General features: G+C 58.2%; 15 protein-coding genes. 4 read left to right on the top strand and 11 right to left on the bottom strand.

Going from position 1 to position 19,175, the window contains the following annotated elements; all coding sequences use genetic code 11:
- Positions 1-101 precede the first annotated feature (101 nt).
- From FJ970_RS10360 to FJ970_RS10350, 3 genes are read right to left on the bottom strand one after another with little or no spacing between them, the layout of a single operon-like run.
- Positions 102-755, bottom strand: a complete 654-nt coding sequence (locus FJ970_RS10360; RefSeq protein WP_140764563.1) for a PIG-L deacetylase family protein — start codon at positions 753-755, stop codon at positions 102-104.
- Positions 752-1,567 (bottom strand): sugar phosphate nucleotidyltransferase, encoded by an 816-nt coding sequence (locus FJ970_RS10355; RefSeq protein ID WP_140764566.1) that lies wholly within the window; start codon positions 1,565-1,567, stop codon positions 752-754. The genes FJ970_RS10360 and FJ970_RS10355 overlap by 4 nt, the downstream gene beginning before the upstream one ends.
- Complete coding sequence (locus FJ970_RS10350; protein ID WP_140764569.1) at positions 1,564-2,859, bottom strand: class I SAM-dependent methyltransferase; 1,296 nt, start codon at positions 2,857-2,859, stop codon at positions 1,564-1,566. Before FJ970_RS10350 ends, FJ970_RS10355 begins: the two co-directional genes overlap by 4 nt.
- A 320-nt stretch (positions 2,860-3,179) precedes the next feature.
- On the opposite strand from FJ970_RS10350, the gene rfbC reads away from it, so the two are divergent.
- On the top strand, positions 3,180-3,728 hold the full coding sequence (gene rfbC / locus FJ970_RS10345; RefSeq protein ID WP_140764572.1) for a dTDP-4-dehydrorhamnose 3,5-epimerase: 549 nt from the start codon (positions 3,180-3,182) through the stop codon (positions 3,726-3,728).
- Here the strand turns inward: rfbC and FJ970_RS10340 are convergent.
- The 4 genes from FJ970_RS10340 to FJ970_RS10325 form a co-directional block, all read right to left on the bottom strand.
- Entirely contained in the window at positions 3,723-5,036 is a 1,314-nt protein-coding gene (locus FJ970_RS10340; RefSeq protein ID WP_140764576.1) for a DUF4910 domain-containing protein, read from the bottom strand. The two genes, rfbC and FJ970_RS10340, sit on opposite strands and share 6 nt — an antisense overlap.
- 5 nt (positions 5,037-5,041) lie before the next feature.
- Positions 5,042-6,103, bottom strand: coding sequence for an NAD-dependent epimerase/dehydratase family protein (locus FJ970_RS10335; RefSeq protein WP_140764579.1), 1,062 nt, complete (start codon positions 6,101-6,103; stop codon positions 5,042-5,044).
- A 208-nt stretch (positions 6,104-6,311) separates the two neighbouring features.
- The gene (locus FJ970_RS10330; protein ID WP_181178804.1) at positions 6,312-7,691 is read right to left on the bottom strand and encodes a DUF4038 domain-containing protein; all 1,380 of its coding nucleotides are present in this window, start codon (positions 7,689-7,691) and stop codon (positions 6,312-6,314) included.
- A gap of 2 nt (positions 7,692-7,693) precedes the next feature.
- Positions 7,694-9,127: a DUF4214 domain-containing protein gene (locus FJ970_RS10325; protein WP_140764585.1), complete on the bottom strand. Its 1,434-nt coding sequence runs from the start codon at positions 9,125-9,127 to the stop codon at positions 7,694-7,696.
- A gap of 357 nt (positions 9,128-9,484) precedes the next feature.
- On the opposite strand from FJ970_RS10325, the gene FJ970_RS10320 reads away from it, so the two are divergent.
- Together FJ970_RS10320 and FJ970_RS10315 are read left to right on the top strand one after the other, a co-directional pair.
- Positions 9,485-10,918 (top strand): oligosaccharide flippase family protein, encoded by a 1,434-nt coding sequence (locus tag FJ970_RS10320; RefSeq protein ID WP_227792075.1) that lies wholly within the window; start codon positions 9,485-9,487, stop codon positions 10,916-10,918.
- 275 nt (positions 10,919-11,193) lie between these two features.
- Complete coding sequence (locus tag FJ970_RS10315) at positions 11,194-12,465, top strand: polysaccharide pyruvyl transferase family protein (RefSeq protein ID WP_140764591.1); 1,272 nt, start codon at positions 11,194-11,196, stop codon at positions 12,463-12,465.
- 114 nt (positions 12,466-12,579) lie between these two features.
- Here FJ970_RS10315 and FJ970_RS10310 read toward each other — a convergent pair whose 3' ends face one another.
- From FJ970_RS10310 to FJ970_RS10300, 3 genes are all read right to left on the bottom strand, one after another.
- Positions 12,580-13,506, bottom strand: a complete 927-nt coding sequence (locus FJ970_RS10310; protein WP_265336220.1) for a glycosyltransferase family A protein — start codon at positions 13,504-13,506, stop codon at positions 12,580-12,582.
- 228 nt (positions 13,507-13,734) lie between these two features.
- Complete coding sequence (locus FJ970_RS10305; protein WP_181178805.1) at positions 13,735-14,934, bottom strand: acyltransferase family protein; 1,200 nt, start codon at positions 14,932-14,934, stop codon at positions 13,735-13,737.
- A 144-nt stretch (positions 14,935-15,078) separates the two neighbouring features.
- Positions 15,079-16,458: a glycosyltransferase family 4 protein gene (locus FJ970_RS10300; protein WP_227792074.1), complete on the bottom strand. Its 1,380-nt coding sequence runs from the start codon at positions 16,456-16,458 to the stop codon at positions 15,079-15,081.
- A gap of 192 nt (positions 16,459-16,650) precedes the next feature.
- Between FJ970_RS10300 and FJ970_RS10295 the strand changes: the two genes are divergently transcribed.
- Positions 16,651-17,781, top strand: coding sequence for a glycosyltransferase family 4 protein (locus FJ970_RS10295; RefSeq protein WP_140764600.1), 1,131 nt, complete (start codon positions 16,651-16,653; stop codon positions 17,779-17,781).
- On the opposite strand, the gene FJ970_RS10290 is transcribed toward FJ970_RS10295, so the two are convergent.
- On the bottom strand, positions 17,774-19,003 hold the full coding sequence (locus FJ970_RS10290) for a glycosyltransferase (protein ID WP_140764604.1): 1,230 nt from the start codon (positions 19,001-19,003) through the stop codon (positions 17,774-17,776). The two genes, FJ970_RS10295 and FJ970_RS10290, sit on opposite strands and share 8 nt — an antisense overlap.
- Positions 19,004-19,175 lie beyond the last annotated feature (172 nt).

Below are 19,175 nucleotides of genomic sequence, written 5' to 3'. Positions count from 1 at the left end.
GGATGTTTCCTGAAGGCACAGCGCGGTCCGAAGCCCTTCTCCAGGAACCATGTGCCCCTTGGTTCAGACAAATCCACAAGCAAATCGTGGCGGAAAATCCGCTAAAGAAGTCTGGCTTTTCTGAGTGTAAACGCCTCGGCGAAATGTTCGGGGGCCCTGCACTCCATCCCGCGCAATCTCGCGAGCCCCGCGAATGTGTCACGGTCGAACCAGTCCTTGGAGCGCTGCGTGCCGAAGTGCTCTTGCAGGAGGTCGATCTTGCGATCCAGCACTGCGGCAGAGAGCGGCACGTACGCATTTGGCTGGCCAAGATCGCCATCCCATTTGGGAATCTCGTATTCGATCACGAGATGATCGCGAAAGACATTCCAGGTCAGTTGATTGACCTCCCGATGATCTTGATGGGCATCGAACCTCGCGTGGGTCAGCACCAGGTCGGCATGGACGCGGGATCTTAGATCTATCAACCATTGCTTTATCGCCCGGCTATGGGCCGGGAAATAGCTGTCTTCGAAATCCGCGATGTCGATGACCGACGACTTCGATCCTTTCAGGAACGCTTCGGCCGAAGCGCTGGCCTCGACCGACCGCTGGCCGCCGGCGCTCAGCACACACCAGTGGACGTCCAGTTTCACCCCGGACGCGATCAGACCGAGGATAGTGCCCCCGGCGCCGATCTCGATGTCGTCGGAATGGGCGCCGAGGCAGAGGATCGAGAGTTCCTCCCCGCGACGTGCGAGACCAAGTCCTCTCATGAACCAGCCATTACCAAACCGCGCCTGGTTTTTTCGGCGGTAACTTTTCTATTCCAGGGCATATCGCCCCGTTCGACCATGTCTTCGAGCGATTGCCAATCGCGCAGCGTATCCATCGATCGCCAGAAGCCATCGTGCTTGTACGCCATGAGCATATTGTCGTCGATCAGTCGCCTGAAAGGCTCCAGAACGAGCTCCTCGCCATCGCGCATATAGTCGAAGATTTGCGGGCGGAACAAGAAGTAGCCGCCGTTGATCCAGATCTCCGAGGTATCGGTTGTGCGGAACTCACGCACGCGACCGTCTTCCGCGATATCGGCCAAATGGTATGTCAGCGGTGCGCGCACCGCGAGAAAACAGCCGATCTTACCGCTGGCTTCGAACTTCGCGACCACGTCGTCGAGATCGACGTTGGTCAGACCATCGGAGTAGTTGGCCAGGAACATCTTCTCGTTCTTGACTTGGTCCCTTGCCGCCCAGAGGCGTTCGCCGATGTTACGCCAGACCCCCGTATCAAGCAGGGTAATGCTCCAGTCCTTGACTTGATCTCCCAGCAGTTTCACGTCTTGACCTCCCTGCGTGACCACGCAATCGGAAAAGGTCTGCGGCCGTGTGTTGAGGAAGAAATCCTTGATGACATTGGCTTTGTAGCCCAGGCACAAGACGAATTCGTCATGTCCATAGTCGCTGTACCACTGCATAACGTGGCGCAGGATCGGCTGGTGGCCAAGCGGGATCATCGGCTTGGGTATACTGTCGGAATAGTCGCGGATCCGGGTCCCGCGACCGCCGCAGAAAAGGACGACTTTCATCTGCCTAACTCCGATGGATCGATCACCGCCACAAACGGAATTGGGACCACAAACCTTGCACCCCAGGCGGCGACATGGCGCATCTGTTCGATGATCTCGTCCTTCAGGTTCCACGGGAGGATCAGGATGTAATCTGGCCGGACGTCGTCGATGGCATCGACGGATTTGATCGGGATATGCATCCCCGGGGTGAAGCGACCATGCTTGTAAGGATTGCGGTCGACCGTGAAGTCAAGGAAGTCGGTGCCGATAGCGCAGTAATTGAGCAGCGTGTTGCCCTTGCCTGGAGCGCCGTAGCCACAAATCTTCCTCCCTTCGTTTTTGGCCGAGATAAGGAACGCCAAGAGGTCGCGCTTGGCACGCTGCGCCCTGTGACCGAAGGAGGCATAGGTGACCATCTCCGTTAGCCCGTGGCGCTTTTCTCGGTCGAGAAGTCTGTCCACCCTGTCATCCTTGCCCCAGCGACTGCCCTCATGGGCGAGATAGACGCGCAGCGAGCCGCCATGGGTGGGCAACTCCTCGACGTCGATCAGCCGCAATCCGTGGCGCGCCGCCATCAGCTCGACCGTCAGCAGCGAGAAATATGAGAAATGCTCATGATAAATCGTGTCGAACTGGTTCTCCGCCATCAGCCGCTCGATATGTGGAAATTCGAGCGTGACCACGCCCTGAGGTTTGAGTAGGATTTTCATCCCAGCGACGAAGTCATTGAGGTCCGGCACCTGTGCCAGCACGTTGTTGCCGATGATCAGGTCGGCGCAATGTCCTTCGCCCACCATTTGATTTGCCAGCCGAACCCCGAAGAAGTCGACCCGGGTGGCCACGCCTTTCTCGATCGCGGCGCGCGCAACATTGGCTGCCGGTTCGACGCCCAGTACAGGAACGCCCAGTGGCAAAAAGTGCTGCAGGAGGTAACCATCGTTGCTTGCGAGCTCCACCGCAAGACTGTCACAGCCAAGCCCAAGCCGTCTGGTGATCGCCTCGCAATACACTTTCGAATGGGCCACCCAGCTGGTGGAGAACGAAGAGAAATAGGCATATTCGCTGAAAATGGTCTCGGGGCTCAGATACTCCTTGAGCTGCACCAGGTAGCAAGTGTCGCAGACAAGCACGTTGAGCGGATAGTAGGCTTCCATTTGGTCAAGCTGCTCGGCCTGCAGGAAGCTTTCGCACGGTGGAGACATGCCTAGATCGACCAATGTGTGGCGCAGGCGCGACCCGCAGAGCCTGCAACCGACATTCCGGCTTGCCGCACTGTGACCGCGAACCGTTTCGATAGCCTGAATGTTCATTCCCCGCTCCTGTTCGCTGCCTAACGGAGACGCAGTGCGCTACGCAGAACCCATGCCTGCCACGCCTCCGTAGGCAGATGACGGCAGGTTAGGATCCAGCCCTCTCCGGTTCGATTTGCCAATCCGTCGGGTGCATTAATCCTTATAGCGAGCCGGCGGCGGCGATGCCGACGCCAGGCTCGCCGAACGGGTAGTCAGCTGTCGTCGGCACTTACCGCTATCGGAGAGGCCACCTAAGGCTTAGGTAGCCCTTACAGCGTGGGCTGGCGACGCTGACAATTGACGCCGGCAGTCTCGCGCGGCGCCGGGGGATTCAACGCATGCAGTTTACCGAAACGGAGCTTCAAGGGGTCTGGCTGATCGAGCCTACTCCCATGGTTGACGACCGTGGTTCTTTCACCCGCCTTTTCTGTGAGAAGGAGATGGCCGATTGTGGTCTGGCGACGCGCTTTGTCCAGCACAGCCGGGCTCATTCGATCAAAAAGGGAACTCTCAGGGGGCTGCACTACCAGGAGGAGCCTTACGCAGAGGTCAAGCTGGTCTCCTGTGTCCGCGGCGCGATTTTTGACGTCGTCGTGGACCTGCGACCGAATTCGCCGACACGCTACAAGTGGCTTGGTTTCGAGCTGACTTCCCAAAACATGAAGCAGCTCTATATCCCTGCCGGGTTCGCCCACGGCCTCCAGACCCTTACCGACGGCACCGAGGTCTCGTATCTCATATCACAGTTCTATACGCCCAACGCGTCGACCGGCGTCCACTACAATGACCCTACCTTTTCGATCGGCTGGCCCTTGATGCCGACGGCCATGTCGGAAAGGGACAAAGCCTGGCCCCTTGTCAGACGGCGAACCGCAACGGCCTCATAAGGCTGCCAGGAGATCATGTTCCCACAGCAGTTTCGCAGCGGCGGCCAGTTCCTTGAAGGGCAGGTTCGAGCGCTCTGCCATGGAGAGGAGCGAATGCTGCCCGTCGGCGAGGTTCAGCACCCAAAGCAGGGACATCGACGTCGCGCCCGACGACTTCTGCCCTCCCACCGCTGCATAAAGGCCGCGCTTGCCGAGCTGCGGCTCCCCCTTGGGCAAGCGGTTCAACGGCCTCCAGTCCTCTTCGACAATGTCGATCACCTCCATCAAGATGCGGTAGGAATCCTCGAGATGCTCTGGCCTGATGAAGTCGAGATTGTCGGCCGACGTGTGGTATTCGGGAAATGTGCCGTGGACGCTTCGCTGGAACATGCCGACCGGAAGATTGAAGCCCGGCGAACAATATTGCCTCTCGTCATAACCGTATGGGGAGAAATCCATCAGCTTTGCCCCGCGCCGACGCCCCAGCACGTGGGACATGGCTCGGTCAATGAAGGCGTCGCCGCGGCGACTGCGCTTGTATGCCGGGCTTCCTGCGTCACCAACGCATGACAGCACGAGGCCGTGGTCGATGAGACATGTACGGTCCTCGTTGCGCGACAACCACGCGAGCGCGCCGATCGTGCCCGGGGCGAACAGGAAGCGGTAGCTGTATCGTGTCTTCCTTGCCTTGAGGCTTCTCGCCAGCATTGCCAGCAGGGCCAAGCCCGAACAGTTGTCGTTGGCAAGTGAGGGATGGCAAATGTGCGCCGAAAGGAGGAATTCCCGCTCTGTCTGCCCGCGGTGCAGGTATTCGCCGTATGTGAGACTGCCGTCTTCGAGTTCGGCGTCGATCTCCACACCGTAAAAGCCGTCGGGCATGTTGGCCACACGGTCGTGGGCTGCGCAGAAGCCCCAGGTCGGGGTGTAATAGCAGGTGCGGTAGGGGATCACCTGCGGCTGTTCGGGCAGGGTATGAATATGCGGCTTCAATTCGTCGAGTGTCAGTATCCCCTTGAAGGGCAAGCTGTAGTTGACAACATGCAGGTTGGAGTCCGCAAAATCGACGACCGTCTGTCCGTCCGGGCCTTTGATGATTGCCGAGCGTATGTTCCACTCCTTTGGAACCGTCCAGTCGAACACCTGCGTCCCGGTGGGCACTTCGTGCCGTTCCAAATCGATGTGCCCCGACAATACATCCAGCGTTTCTCGCACGCCGCTTCCGGTGATGCTCCTGCAGATAGGAAACAGACGTTCGGCCAGGGCATAAATTTCGTGACCGACTCCGGTTGCCGGCGGCGGACCGATCCCGTCGGGGTTCACGTGTTCCATCCAGCCTATCCGAGCGCCGCCTCCAATGTCTTGGAGGCTCCAGCGACCCGCATCCGCTCGTCCAGAAGTCCGTTGGTCAATAGATGCCTGATATGGCCGATACGCTGGAAGCGCGGCCCCTCGAACTCCTCAAGCGTGACATTCGACTTCCGGTACGCCTGGTAGAGTTGCTCGGCACCCTTGCGCGCATCCCATTGCGGCCTGAAAGCAGGAAGGGCAAGCGTGATCTTGTCGAAGTTGACGCGATAGGAGCGTTTGTCGGGTCCGGCGTCGGGCGCCAATTCAAGCCGGCAATCGGGCACGATCTCAGCGACGATCTCGGCGATGTCCCGGATCCTGTAGTTGTGGTCCGTTCGTCCGACATTGAAGGCTTCGTTGTGAATGGCCTCGCGGGGCGCCTCTAGCCCGGCAATGAACGCCCTGGAAATGTCCTCTATATGGACGATCGGCCGCCACGGCGTTCCATCGGACTTCAGGAGGATGACGCCTTTGGTGACCGCCCACGCGACCAGATTGTTTAGCACGATATCGAAGCGGAGCCGCGGCGAGAGGCCGTAGGCCGTGGCGGGGCGGAAATAAGTGGGAGAAAAGCTGCTGCTGGCCAGTTCGGAAATATCCCGTTCTGAAAGGACCTTCGACCAGCCATAGGGCGTGACCGGATTCAGTTCACCCGTTTCATCGACCATCCCGTCCCCCGCCTGTCCGTAATTGCTGCACGACGAGGCGAAAAGGAAGCGTGACACGCCGGCGTCCTTGGCTGCCTTGGCAAAGCGGACGCTGCCCTTATGGTTGATTTCATAGGTGATGTCCGGATCAAGGTCGGACAGTGGGTCATTGGAAAGCGCCGCAAGGTGGATGACCGCATCGAACCCTTCGAGGTCGCGCGCATGCACGTCCCTGACGTCCTTTTGGATGGATGGAATTGAAGCCCGCTCTCCACCAGCGGCAAAGGTGCAGCGCCGGTAAAGATCGCTGTCATAGCCCGTCACCGAATGCCCAGCACGAAGCAACATCGGCACCATCACCGATCCGATATAGCCTTGATGGCCGGTTACCATGACTTTCATCGCGCACCTCTTCTCAAGCCGATATCGATCTCCAGGAGGCTACTTGGGCTTGAAGGAATGGGGGAGAACGCCAATGGACACCCAGGATGCCCCGTTCGAGGAAGCGTTGCCGGCGCTTACCTCTTTTGCAGTGGTGTTCGTCTAATCCTTTCAGTGGAATCGGCGCACGTCTTGGGCTTGCGTTACGTGGCTGCAGGCAATTGCGCGTTCATTGACTTTGCGCTACAGGGCCTTGAGCTAAGAGCTCCAGAATCCAGTCCGGGTATCCGCGGCTATTTAGCCCTGGCAGCTTGAAAACCGTGCGCTCCGCCTTGAATGGGGAACCTTCAACATCGGTAACTTCCCCGCTCGTGGGATCGCGCCAGCGAGCGCGGACAAAAGCCGCCGAAAGCCGCGCCAGGTCCACTATGATGCGGTCATTGCCGGGCATGTAGACGACAGCATAGGATCCGTCCCGGGCGGTCGCGGCGACCGCCCTTTCCATGCCCTGGTTCATGCCGCCGACCAGGAAGCTGTTCCTGGCGTCGGGTTCGAGCAGCCACCACTTTATCGAAGAGACGAAGGCGATAAGCATTTCCATGCTTTTTGCGCCAGGACTGCCGAGGGCGTCTTTCCACCCCATCGTTTGCCGATGGAGACCGGGCCCCCCGAAATGCCATATCGGGTTGTTGCCGTAGAGGTGTCCGAATGCGCCCGAGAGGATCGCCTGGTAAGCCTGAATGCGGACCCGGTACTCGTCGGTACCACTTTCGAACTCATAGGCGCTCTCAATCAGGAAGAAAGGCATACCCCTGTCGTACTCCCTGATCGCGGCCGTGTAGACAGGTCCGTACGTGTAGATGTTGTTCACGTTCAGCCAGGGTTCGTGAGTCCATGAGTCAAGCGGTGCCGTTTCGGGAGCGCCATGGATGGTGCTAAGAGAGCCCGGATCCTCGTCAACGATGCCTTTGGCGATAGCCCTGACTAGATCCTTGTCCGCAGGATTGTCGTCACCACCGTTGACCCAAATGATGTTGTCGAAATGCCGGTAGCGATGTCCGACGAAATGGCCGTACGAAGCAAGCCTTCGTGGCCCTGCAGCCGCCATTTGCTGATACCAACCGTCAATACCACCGCCATAGCCAAGATACGCCGGGGCAAGCAGCACCAGGAAACCGAGGTCGCAAGCCTTCTGCAGGACGCGGTCCGCATGGGCAAAATACGCCTCGTTCGGAACGGCGAAATCGTCGTTGCCAGCGAATGGCCTCTCGCCATATGCGTTTGCGGGCGCGTTTCGGGAAAACCGGTGCTCTAGGAGGTTGACCAGCACCGTATTGAAACCACGAGCCTTGCGGTCCTCAAGATAGAGGTCTGCCTCGTCATCCTTCAGATCTGCAATGAGGGACCAGGCCGAGTCACCATGCATCAGGAATGGATGCCCGTCCTTGTCGACCGGAAAGCTCTTTCCAGATTCGATCCGCAAGGGGAAACGCGTCCCCTTGTCGCGTTCGCAGGCTAAGCTTCCGGTCTCCATAGCCACCAAAAAAACGCAGGTCATGAGAACAGACATCAATCGCATTGTGCTCACCCGCTCCGGCTCGTCCTTCATGCTCACCCAGGTGTCGGCGCCGCGGAGACGTCATGGGTGGCGGCGTGCCTGGAGTTAAACTCCGATGAGGTGACAATGCCGAAGGCTGCGTCCTTGCGAGTCATGGTGCCCGCGCGCAGCTGTCGCGTATAGGTTTCAAGGCCGTAGTTGTCTGCGGGGCGGTCAAGAAGCAGCAGGTAGAGAAAACCGATATAAACGCGGTCCGTCAGGCCGATCGTGGCGTATCTGCTTTCGAAATCATCCGTGTCCATCATTTCCACGATCATATCAGCAAGCTTGCTATTTCCGCTTCCAAGAGCTGCCGACCAACGCTCCACGCTGGCCGTGTCGCCATCGTGACCTAGAATGAGGCAATAGACGAAACTTGCCTGCCTCACATAGAGGGACTTGTTTGCAGCCAAGGTCTCTGGATCGCATTCCCGGTACGGCCTGGGCGCCGGCTGCGGGCCGCGGGTGAAGTCACGCACCGTCTTATAGGCAGGCTTAGGCTCGCCGACCCTCCATTTACCGTCGGGGGCCGGGACGAGCCTCACCAATCCCATATTAGCTTCGAAGCTGGGGGCCCAGTAGGCCTCATCGAACAGTTCGTAGATGTGCGCGGCCTCGACCCTGTACTTCTTGGTGAAGTCTTGGAGTCTCGTCATTGTCTGCTTGATGCCGTCGGCCTGCTGCTTCTCGCCGCGCTGGCTTCCGTAAGGATTGTTGAATTCGGTGACCCATATCGGCTTGCCGTAGCCCGACATCTCCCGGAAAGCCCATTCCGGATCGTCGCCGTACATATGCCAGACTGAGATATCCCAAACGATCCCGTCCTGCTGCATCCGCGCGAACGCGCCGACGTGGCCCCATCCGGCGGTGCCGATCGCCTTTCTGATGGTTGGATCGACAGCAATCATCCCTTCGGACAAGCCCTTGAGGACAGCACTCACTTTCACCCAGCGCGGGCCGTAATAATCGAGCGTTCCCGTTCCACCTGCAGGCCCCCAACCACATGGATATTGCGCGCCATCATCGCGCTTCTCACAAGGCTTTATGATAGCGTAGTTCTCCATCTCGTTGCCGAGTTCCCAGACACGGATGTCGTCCTTGAACCTTGAGCCAAGTGCAATCGCAAGTTTCCGGGTCCTGCCGTAAAGTTCTTCTGGGCTATCCTTGTCCATATCGATGCCGGCAGGCGTGAGGACAGGCAGGATCTCGATGCCTCTCACCTTTCCGGCGGAGACAAGATTGGCGAGCATATCCATGTCGCCCTCGCCCGTAACATCGACCCTGTATGACTTCAGGCCGAGATCCTTGATGAAGTCGAGCTGCCTTTCGATCGGGATACCCGGATAAGCAACTATTGGATGGCCGTTAATGCCCCAAAGGAAATTGGCGGAGGCAGACGAGACAAACGCCAGCAGGCAAACCGCAGCGACTGCGAAACGAAAGGACATGGCGACAGTTCTCCCGGTCGGGCACATGGATAGTCAGCAGTGCGGCCGCCGGAAGCAATCTACCCATACGGGTAACCAACGCGTTTGCGATACCCCTTTCGGAGGTCGCCACCAACTCAAGGCCGGTGCTGAAGCTCATACCCCCTATTTTACCCAAATCGGACCAGCCCTTAGCTGATCTGGAACAACGCTCGAGAACTCCGGCTGCCATCCCGTTACCCCTTTCGTCTGTGATCATTCCTTACTTTGAAGGTACTGACCTTTAACCGGGTTTGTCGGACTATTTGGCGTGACGAAGGTGGCCCTCGCCGCTACCGGGAAAGGAAATGTATGCCTTCTGTAAAACGCGCACTTCTGATGAGCACGGGCGAACGTTATGTCCTGCTCGTATCGAATTTCGCTACGACCGCGGTGGTTTCGCGCATATTGACACCACAGGAAATCGGCGTGTCGGTGATCGGGATGGCAATCCTGGCGATAGTCCTGTCTGTCAGGGAGTTCTCCAGTTCAACCTTCCTGATCCAGCGCGGGGAACTCAGCCGCGAGGATATCCGGGGGGCCTTTACGGTGATGTTCGTCCTTACCGGAATTGCCGTCACCGTTCTTTTAGCCGCGTCCCCTGTTCTGGCCTCAGTCTACGCGGAGCCGAACCTCCTTCCCTATTTTCGAGTTATTTCAGCCTGCCTCTTCCTCGACGCCTTGGTCGTCCTGGTCAATGCTCTCCTGCGCCGGGAAATGGCCTTCGGCAAGGTAGCTGCCATTAGCATCACCAACGGGGCGACAGGGTCTGTGGCAACAATCGCTTTGGCGTTCGCGGGCTTCAGCTATATGAGCTTCGCTTGGGCGTGGCTAATCGGCAGTGGGCTTGCCGCATGCCTCGCACTCGCCCTGTGCCCGCATTTCTGGATGTTTAAGCCAACTCTGGCCAATTGGCGCGCAATGATCTCGTTCGGCGGATACAACGGCTCCATCGCCATACTCTTCCGCATATTTGACGCGCTGCCCCTGCTCTTGTTGGGCCGACTCGTGTCACCGAATGCCGCGGCCTTGTTCAGCAGGACCCTCTTGATCAGCCAAATACCCGACAAACTCCTCCTCGGAGGGGCCGTGGCGGTCGTATTGCCCGCCTTTTCGGCAGAGGTCAGACGAGGCAGCGATTTGAAGCGCCCCTATCTCGCGGCCCTTTCTATTGTCACCGCGTTGTACTGGCCCGCTCTTCTCGTGCTCTCAGTGCTGGCCTATCCCGTAGTGGACGTCGTGCTCGGTCGACAATGGATCGAGGCTGCGCCGCTCGTTCAGGTCGTCGCGATTGCTCTTCTCTTCTCCTTCAGTTTTGAGCTCAATTACCCGGTATTGGTTGCGGTCGGTGCGATCCGCGACTTGTTTATCCGAGCCCTGATCGTCTTCCCGATTTCCGGCATTCTCTTGTCAATGGCTGGCGTCTTCGGCGGATTGCAGGCGGCCGCCTGGTGTATGCTGGTGACTGTTCCTTTCCAGGCATACGTTGCCCTGAGCTTCGTTCGGCGCAGGCTGGGATTGAAACTGAAGGACATCGCCACAGAGTTATGGAGAAGCGCGGTCGTGGCCCTAGCGAGCGCGACTGGTCCGCTGTGCGTGGCTTTCTTTTCGGGCACAGGCTTCGCCCTTTCGCATGGGCTGGCACTCGCAGCAGGGGTGTTGGCGTTGGGTGGATGGGGAGCGGCATTGGTCCTTACCAGACATCCTTTGGTTGACGAGATATTCAAGTCCATCTCCGGGTTCCGGGGCGCCTCGCTCCGCCCGGCCGAGTGAGGCGAGCACAAGTGAACACGATAGCCGACGAAAAAGTCGGATAGCCAGCGGCTATCCAAACCGCGCCTGGAAGGACGCGAATGTTCGTGGACGAAAACAAGCGGGAAAAAAAGCAGGGCCACGCCCTCCCGAAAGGCTTGGACTGCGAGGCATTCCGAAGCCGCCGGATTTGCCATTCGCGCGTCCTGACCTCTGTCGACCCTTCCAATCAGAGCGTGCACGGCCGCGGTACCATGCTGCCGCTCGCATCCATGCACCGCTAGAGAGCACACATCATGGTCCTCTCGCGCAGGAATGGATTCTCGCAGGTCATCAGCGCCCCACAGAGAATATGCCTTTTCGGAATGTTTGGCGGAGGTAATTTCGGGAATGACGCGTCGTTGGAATCGTTTTTGCTCTTCTTGCGGGAAGCTAGGCCGGAGGCGGCTCTCGCATGCGTTTGTGTTGATCCAGATGCAATTGGTAAAGCGCATCAGATTCCCACAACACCAATCAGCGCTCCAGAGTTTTCCAATACGCTCCTGAGGTTCTGCAATAAAGTCAGCCTGAGAATAATTGGAAGACTAGCGAACTGGTACCGGGCAATCAAATATGTCAGGCAATTCGACATCATAATTGTGCCAGGAACGTCAACGTTAAACGACTACGGTTCAGGTCCATTTGGAACATCCTACGGTCTGTTCCGCTGGGCTGCATCTGCGCGATTGTCCGGGGTGAAGTTCTGCTTTATTGGAACCGGCGCAGGTCCAATCCTGAACTCTACCAGCCGCTGGATGTTGCGGTCTGCAGCAGCTTGGGCATACTTCCGTTCGTTCCGCGATCAGATCTCCAAGGACTTCTTAGCCTCCCTTGGCATCGATACAAGTAGAGATAACCTCTATCCAGATCTTGTTTTCAAGCTGCCTACGCCATTGCCGGTGCAAGACGACACGGGAGGAAAACTGACGACAGTTGGGGTTGGCCTTATGAACTACAATGGCTGGCGCGCCGGCGCGCGCTCAGGGTCGGATACCTCTATCTATCAAACCTACATCGAGAAGATGGCCCGCTTCGTCACCTCGTTGCTAGATCGAGGTTACAGAGTACGCCTTATTATCGGCGAAACCGTGGATATGCGGGCAGTGAGGGATGTCGGTCGAATTGCTAAGGCGAGCGGATATGACCTGATCGACGGCACCCGAACCACTCGGCAGGCCCGTCAGCTTGTCGCGGAGCCAATCAACTCCCTGCATGACGTCATGCGGCAAATTGGCGACACTGACATCGTTGTCGCCACACGTTTTCACAACGTGGTTTGCGCTTTGAAGCTTGCCCTGCCGACGATCTCGATAGGATACGAGGCAAAGAACGATGCGGTGATGACTGACTTCGGCCTTGGGCGGTTCTGTCAATCCGTTGAAAATCTGAACCTTGAGCTGCTGGAGACGCACCTCACCGAATTGTTAGAAAACAAAGAGCGCTATCGCGCAATCGTTCGGCAGCATCTCGACAAGGTATTGCTTCGTGTAAAGGAGCACGAGCAGGAGTTGTTGTCCAAGATCCTCTGAGATTAAGCTGAGGCGCCGGTTATTGCCTATCAAAAAAATTGTCGATCGCGCAATCGGCCGCGGCTTCACCCACCCAGCAAGTCCTGTTGACGGTTCGGTCAGCGGACCTCCGGTTTAAAAAATCTCGGAGCAGAACTTGGCTTCGTCAATCTCAGGACCCGTTGAAAGATGCCAGCTTCGCTTCCAATTCGAATAGGGTACCCATTCGACCAACGATTTGGCCCAATCCGCAGCGGTCGGAGCGACTTGCCGCTCTTTCAGGCCCTTCAAGAGTTCCTGAGCCGCGTCCAGCCTTCCCATCATTGTCCATTTTAGGGCCAAGCGCATCATCCTGGCACGCATACATTCCTTTTTACGTCGGAAAGTCGGCTCGTCCCAGCACTGAGCCCCAAACGCACATAAAATGTCAAAACGCTCAAGTAAGGTTTTCAACTGGTTCGCGCCGAGTTGCTGGCTGGTGAGCGAATTCGCGTGCCAACGCGTGTAGACGAGTGGCGCGTGCAAATAGGCGAGCTTGCCACGCAGGGCACTGCGAACGACTGCAGAAAAATCAAAATGGATCGGGGCATCGTTGAAGAAAACCGGGCTTTGCGCGCTGTCAGGAAAGCGAACAAACAGGTGATGGTACGGCAGCCAATTAATGCTTTCATCTAGCATCTTGGCCGCGATCTCAATTCCTCCAAAAATGCCTTGTTTCAACGGCAAATTCGCGCGATGGACCCTGTCCATGAAAACATCGTCGCAAAGAACGACCTCAATTTTTTCGTCGGATTGAGCAATCTCAACGAAGCGCGAGATGCAATCGCTGCGCATCAGGTCGTCTGCGCAGAGCACCTTCACATAAAAGGCCTCGGTGGGAACTGCGCAAAGCGCCTTAGTCCAGTTTTCTCGCAGCGGAAGGACGCTGTCATTGCGAAGAGTAATCAGCTCAAAACGCTCCGACCGAAAGCGATCGATGATTTGCGACGTGTCGTCCGAGCTGCAATTGTCAACGAGAACGTGTACAATGTTATCATAGGTCTGCCGCTGGACGGATCTCATGGTAGCTTCGAGATACGCACCTCCATTGTATACCGGCGTTACCACGGCAACGAGAGGCAGAGCTGGTGCCGAGCGGTGTCTCATAACGTTGTCTTTTTCGTATTCGGACCGCGATATTGAATTGACCCTACCTCAAAAGCGACACTGCCGGAGCTGCCGGTCATGAAGTCGACCCCAGCTTCTGTCGATGGCTTCGGTTAAGAGGAGGCGTTCGGCCCAGGATTTTTCTCATGGCAAACGACTCCGATGCTCAGATCGGGGCTGCGCGCTGCCTTGATGCCCTGTCGTCGATCTAGGCGTTGCCGCTGAAGGTGATGTTCCCGGTGCGGCGAACCAATCGGACAGATATCGGGTCATAGGCAATTCGGCATAAAGATAAACGAACACCGAAACGCAGGTTACGGCCATGGGGGTCACGAACAACAGCACCGTGGCCAACCATGCCGAATTTCCGCTTTCGACAACGAGCTTCTCGGATATGAGATCCACGAACCAGTGTGTCAGGTAGATCGAGTAGGTGCATTTGGCGAGAAAGTTCAAAAGCTTCGAATCATTGTAGATGCCAAGCTGCTCCAGAGTAACAACCCCCAGCAACAGAAGCGACATCGGCACGCCGAGGGCGAGGACGCGAGGCAGCGCCGGCCAGAAGAACGGACGCAAGACCGCAGCCATGGCGCCGAAGGTGACGGCCGCCGCTGCGAGAGCAACGATGCGACGCTGCGGCATTTTGAAAAGGAACGGCCCAGAGCTGACAAACTTGAAGATGAGAATGCCGAGGGCAAAATCAATCAGTATGGGATTGGTGTAAAATACGACAATTTGGTTATCAATTCTCGATATCTTGCCTGCGGCTGCAAGAAATACGACGAAGGCGGCAGAATAGAAGACACCGTTTTTCACGCTCACAATTTGAAAAGCCGCTATAATCAAGCTGAACTCGACGATAACCAGCAATGTCCAGGTCGGATACAGGATCGGGTAGGAACCGTGGGGGACGAAGGCAAGCGACATGAAGAGTGCAGACAACGGCGTCGAATGGTTATTCATCGCGTAATTTTCGACAAGAAATGCGAGAACCGTGAAGCCCCAGTATAAAGGCACGATGCGAATGAGCCTCGTGCGCAAATAAGCGCCTGCGGACGTGCCATTGTTCCCGAGCACGTGCGCGGTAAGAAAACCAGCCAGGACCACGAACAGGTCCGTTCCGAAACGGAAAATCTCCAAGACAGCCGGACCGATGTGGGCGGCGCCCACCACCCCGGCCATGTGGATGTAGGCGATGGCATAGGCGGATACCAGCCTCAAAAGCTGAGGATTGTGCCAGAACTTCCTTGCCTGAGCAGTCCGGGTCGCGGCCGGAGAGTATTCCGCGTTGACCCTGGACGTTATCGATGCCAGGCCAACCGTGCCGAGCGTTAAGAAGACCATCGCCCTATCCAATGAAGCCGCTACGGTGCCCTGTTTGCCCTCGATCGGCTTCGACCTCAATTTATCGGAGGCGAGTGGACCTGAGAATTGACCCAAATGGCGCATTTCTAAGCAATTTGAGGAATATGGGGTCAATCGTTTCCGTTAGGCCATGGAGCGCGGGTTGGCACCCGGAGCGACACGATGCCTCCGATCACCGCGGCCCTGCGCCGGCTTCGAAAACTCGGCAAGGTCGTTCCCCTCGGAGGGTCTCCTGCCACGGGACCGCTCCCCGAAATCGGCGTCGACCTGGACCATCAGTTCCAGGTATTTCCACGCGATCCACCGCCAGGAATAACTGCTTGCCCTGGCGTTGCCCTTGGTCACCAGCCACTCGCGCAAGGCCGGGGTGACCAAAAGGTGGCGGACCTTTTCGGCCCACGCATGGACGTCCTCAGGATCGACGTAAAGAGCAGAGTCCCCACAGATTTCCGGGAGGCACGGCGAGCTCGATGCAATGACGGGACAGCCAGACGCCATCGCTTCGACCGCCGGAAGCCCGAAACCCTCGATGCGTGAGGGGAACAGGAAGCACAAAGCGCCCTCGAGCGCCTTCTTGAAGTCGTCGTCGTCGATGCGGCCAAGGAAGACGATGTTGTCGGGCAGTTTCGCAACGTATCGCAGGACCGTGGCTTCGTCGACGTCACCAGGCATCCACAAATCCAGACCCATCTCATCGAGGAGCGGGGCCAGCCGGGCGAGAAGCTCAAGGTTCTTGTATTCTTGGTCCCCCCGGCCAAGGCAGAGGACATATGGCCTACGCCGATCCACGGCCAGGGACGATTTCCGGGCATCCCATCTCTTGGCATGGTCGCTGCCGTTGTAGGTGACGACAATATTTTCCTCCGGCGCTATTCCGAACTTGATCAGGTGACTCCGCGCCAACTGCGAGACCGTCGTGATACGAGCAGCCCGCCTGCCGAGCGCTGGCAGGATGAGGCGGTGCGCCCACCGGAAGCCCCTCGGATAGCTCAACGGCATCAGCCTGGTGTGCATGTCGTGAATGCAAGCGATTTGACGGCTCAGCATGACGGGAGCGAGGTTGCAGAAACTCAGCAATCCCCCGGGCACATGCCAGGGCAACTGCGCCTGAACCCAAAGTTGAGGAAGTCGTGGTCTGTTGAATTCCGGAATGATCCGTGCGGTGATGGCCTTGAGGGGCAAGGGTTCGGTTAGCGGGCGCGGGATCACGAGATCCATTTCCAGATCGCGACCAAGCGGATGCCCTTCCGAAATGAGGGCGTCGAGTGCCATGGTCACTTCGCGAGCATAACGGGCTACTCCATTACGGCGAAGCGTCGTGAAGTCTCCGTTTATCGTCCAGCGCCGCCTCGCCGCCCCTTGATCCGCTGACCTGAGCTCGGGTATACCCATCAGGTAGTTGGCGTCTTCGACAAGGGATCCCGCCAGCTGTGTGCCGCTGTCGCGGCCATTCAACCGCCTTGATGACGGCGACTGCGTCGCTTCGAATTCGGAATTACCCATAACCCTCTCCGGTCCGGCTGCACCTGTGGTCAGATTAGCATTCTCGGTGGCGCACGGCCCTCCAACGTTCGAGGTAGGTACAACGCCGCCCTCGCCCGGCCGGATGAGCCCCCCGCGCAAACAGGTGACCGAATGGCCGTAGTGACCGCGCCCCTATGGCCGCTCCACAGTGAGGGTCTCGGGGGTAAGGGCATGCCACGACGTTGGACAATCAATGGGCGTTTTCTTTCCCAGCCGACAACCGGCGTGCAACGCTATGCCTATGAAATCGTCCGTTCGCTGGACGCGTTGATTGAGGAGCGGGTGCCACTTGCTAGCGATCTCCAGGTCCGCCTGCTCTGTCCGCCCGGATCTGGGGACATCCCCCTCATGTCCATCGAACGCCGCGAGATCGGCGGCGCGCGCGGGCATGTTTGGGAGCAAGCGCGACTTCCCGTCGCTCTCGACGGCGGCGGTCTGCTCAGCCTCTGCAACACGGGGCCTCTGCTTTCCCACAAACATATCGTTTGTATTCATGACGCAAATGTCTGGAACGCGCCGCAGAGCTATTCCCTCGCCTTCAGATGCCTTTACAGAACGCTGTTGCCTTGCCTCGGCAAGACGGCATGGGGTATTTCGACTGTCTCCGCTTTCTCGCTCGGTGAACTCGTCCGCCAAGGCGTGATCCCGGCGCACAGGGCCTTCGTGGCCTCTAACGGCCATGAGCATGTCTTGCGTTGGAAGCCTGAACACTCGGCGCCAATCCAATTGGCGGCCTCGCGGGACACCATAGTCATGATCGGAAGTGCCGCACCCCACAAGAACGTAGACCTCATCTTGAACATGGCTGACCGCCTCGCAGCAGTCGGGCTCAGGCTAGCGATCGTCGGCATGTCGGAATCGCGCGTCTACAAGTCAGGATCCGCGCGCACGCAAGCGCGAAACATCCACTGGCTCGGCCGCGTTTCCGATGGCGAGTTGGCCGCTCTGCTTGCGGACTCGCTGTGCCTGGCTTTCCCCTCGCTTACCGAAGGCTTCGGCCTGCCGGCCCTCGAGGCGATGGCTGTCGGCTGCCCCGTGGTGGTTTCAGACCGCGCAAGCCTGCCTGAGGTCTGCGCGAGCGCGGCACTATACGCCTCTCCCGACAATCCGGAGGCATGGTTCGACAGCTTCATGCGACTTCATCGTTCTCAGGCGTTGCGAACGGAGATGGTGGCAAAGGGAAAAGCAAGAGCCTCAGCATACAGCTGGAGGGCGACGGCGTTGCTTTATCTCAAGGCCATGGCGGCCGCCGATGGCCGCGACGCGCAAACCAATCGCGTCAGGATGCGCGAACTCATATGACGTCGTGAAGTGACTGGACGGCCCCGATCGATTCCAGAATCGCGCGATCGAAGTTCTCTTCGGAAAAGCGTGCTGCATTGGCGGTGCAGGCACGGGGGGTGATAGCGTGGCTGTTTTCTTCGAACCGTACGACGGCCCCCTTGAGAGACTCGATAGTCTGCGCCTTGAACAGCACCCCCGTCGGCTCGGCGGATGACCCCAGGCGCCGCACGATGTCAACCGCGCCGCCTCGGCCGAACGCGATCAGCGGGGTCCCACAGGCTTGCGCCTCGGCCAACGCGATGCCGAAGTCCTCGCAGCCCGCAAAGACCATGGCCTTTGCCCGCGCCAGCGTCTCGATATACTCCTTGCGGGGTAGAAAACCCGAAAACGTGATGTTAGGCCCAGCCAGCGATCGCAAGCTGGCGGATTGCTGTCCTTCGCCAACGATGACCAGCCGCCGCGATGGCATATCGTTGAAGGCCCTGATCACCAGGTCGGTTCGCTTGTATGGGGCTAGGAAGGATGCCGAGACGTAGTAGTCATCCTTGTCTTCCACACACGGCAGTTCTCCTACGCAAACCGGTGGGAAAACGACGCGCGCGTCGCGCCCGTAAATGTGCTGGATGCGGGAACGGACATAGTTCGAGTTCGCCAACATCAGGTCCGGACCATGCGCGGTCCTGGTATCCCACGTCCTCAGCCGGTGCAGCATGTACCGATAGAGCATTCCCTTGGGACCAAAGCCCAGCCTTCCCTGCTGAAGATAGGAGAACTGCTCATCCCATGCATAGCGGACGGGGCTGTGCACATAACATAAATGCGGTTGATCCGGCCTGGTGATCACGCCACGCGAAAACGCGGCCGAAGAGGAGATCACCGCGTCGTAACCTGTCACGTCGAACTGCTCGATCAGGAAAGGGCAAAAGAAGAAAAGAGACCGGTAGAATTTCCGCACCATGGGAATCCGGTTGGCTGCCGACGTATGGAATTCCACATCCCGGAAATATTGCTCTTTGACGTCGGCTGGCAGAAAATCGAAAAGCGTGAAGACTTCGGCATTCGGAAACTGCTTGCAGATTTGCGCAAGAACCCGCTCCCCTCCCCGGAAGTTCGGGCACCAGTCGTGAACGACCGCTATTCTTGCATATCTGTCGACAATCCCCGGCGCGGCCGGCAGTTTCTCGATTGGCACCGTGAGCTTGGCGGCGATTGCCAGGTCGGAAGAACGTTCGTGGAGCATGGTTCCCCCTTGCCGCAGCCAGCAATCGCAATCCCGGCAGTCTCCCTTCCATGCCATGGCTCCTGCAAGTCGTCCGATCGGTTACAGGACGCTGCGGGCGCTGGCCGGCCTAGTACTTTTGGTTGGGGCGCGTCCGCCCGGAATACGCCAAAAGCCTGTGCTGCGAGGTAAC

The sequence above is a fragment of the Mesorhizobium sp. B2-1-8 genome (genome assembly GCF_006442545.2).
In the GTDB taxonomy this organism is placed as follows: domain Bacteria; phylum Pseudomonadota; class Alphaproteobacteria; order Rhizobiales; family Rhizobiaceae; genus Mesorhizobium.
The sequence above is the reverse complement of the archived record's forward strand: the minus strand, read 5'-3'. Positions and strand labels throughout refer to the sequence as shown.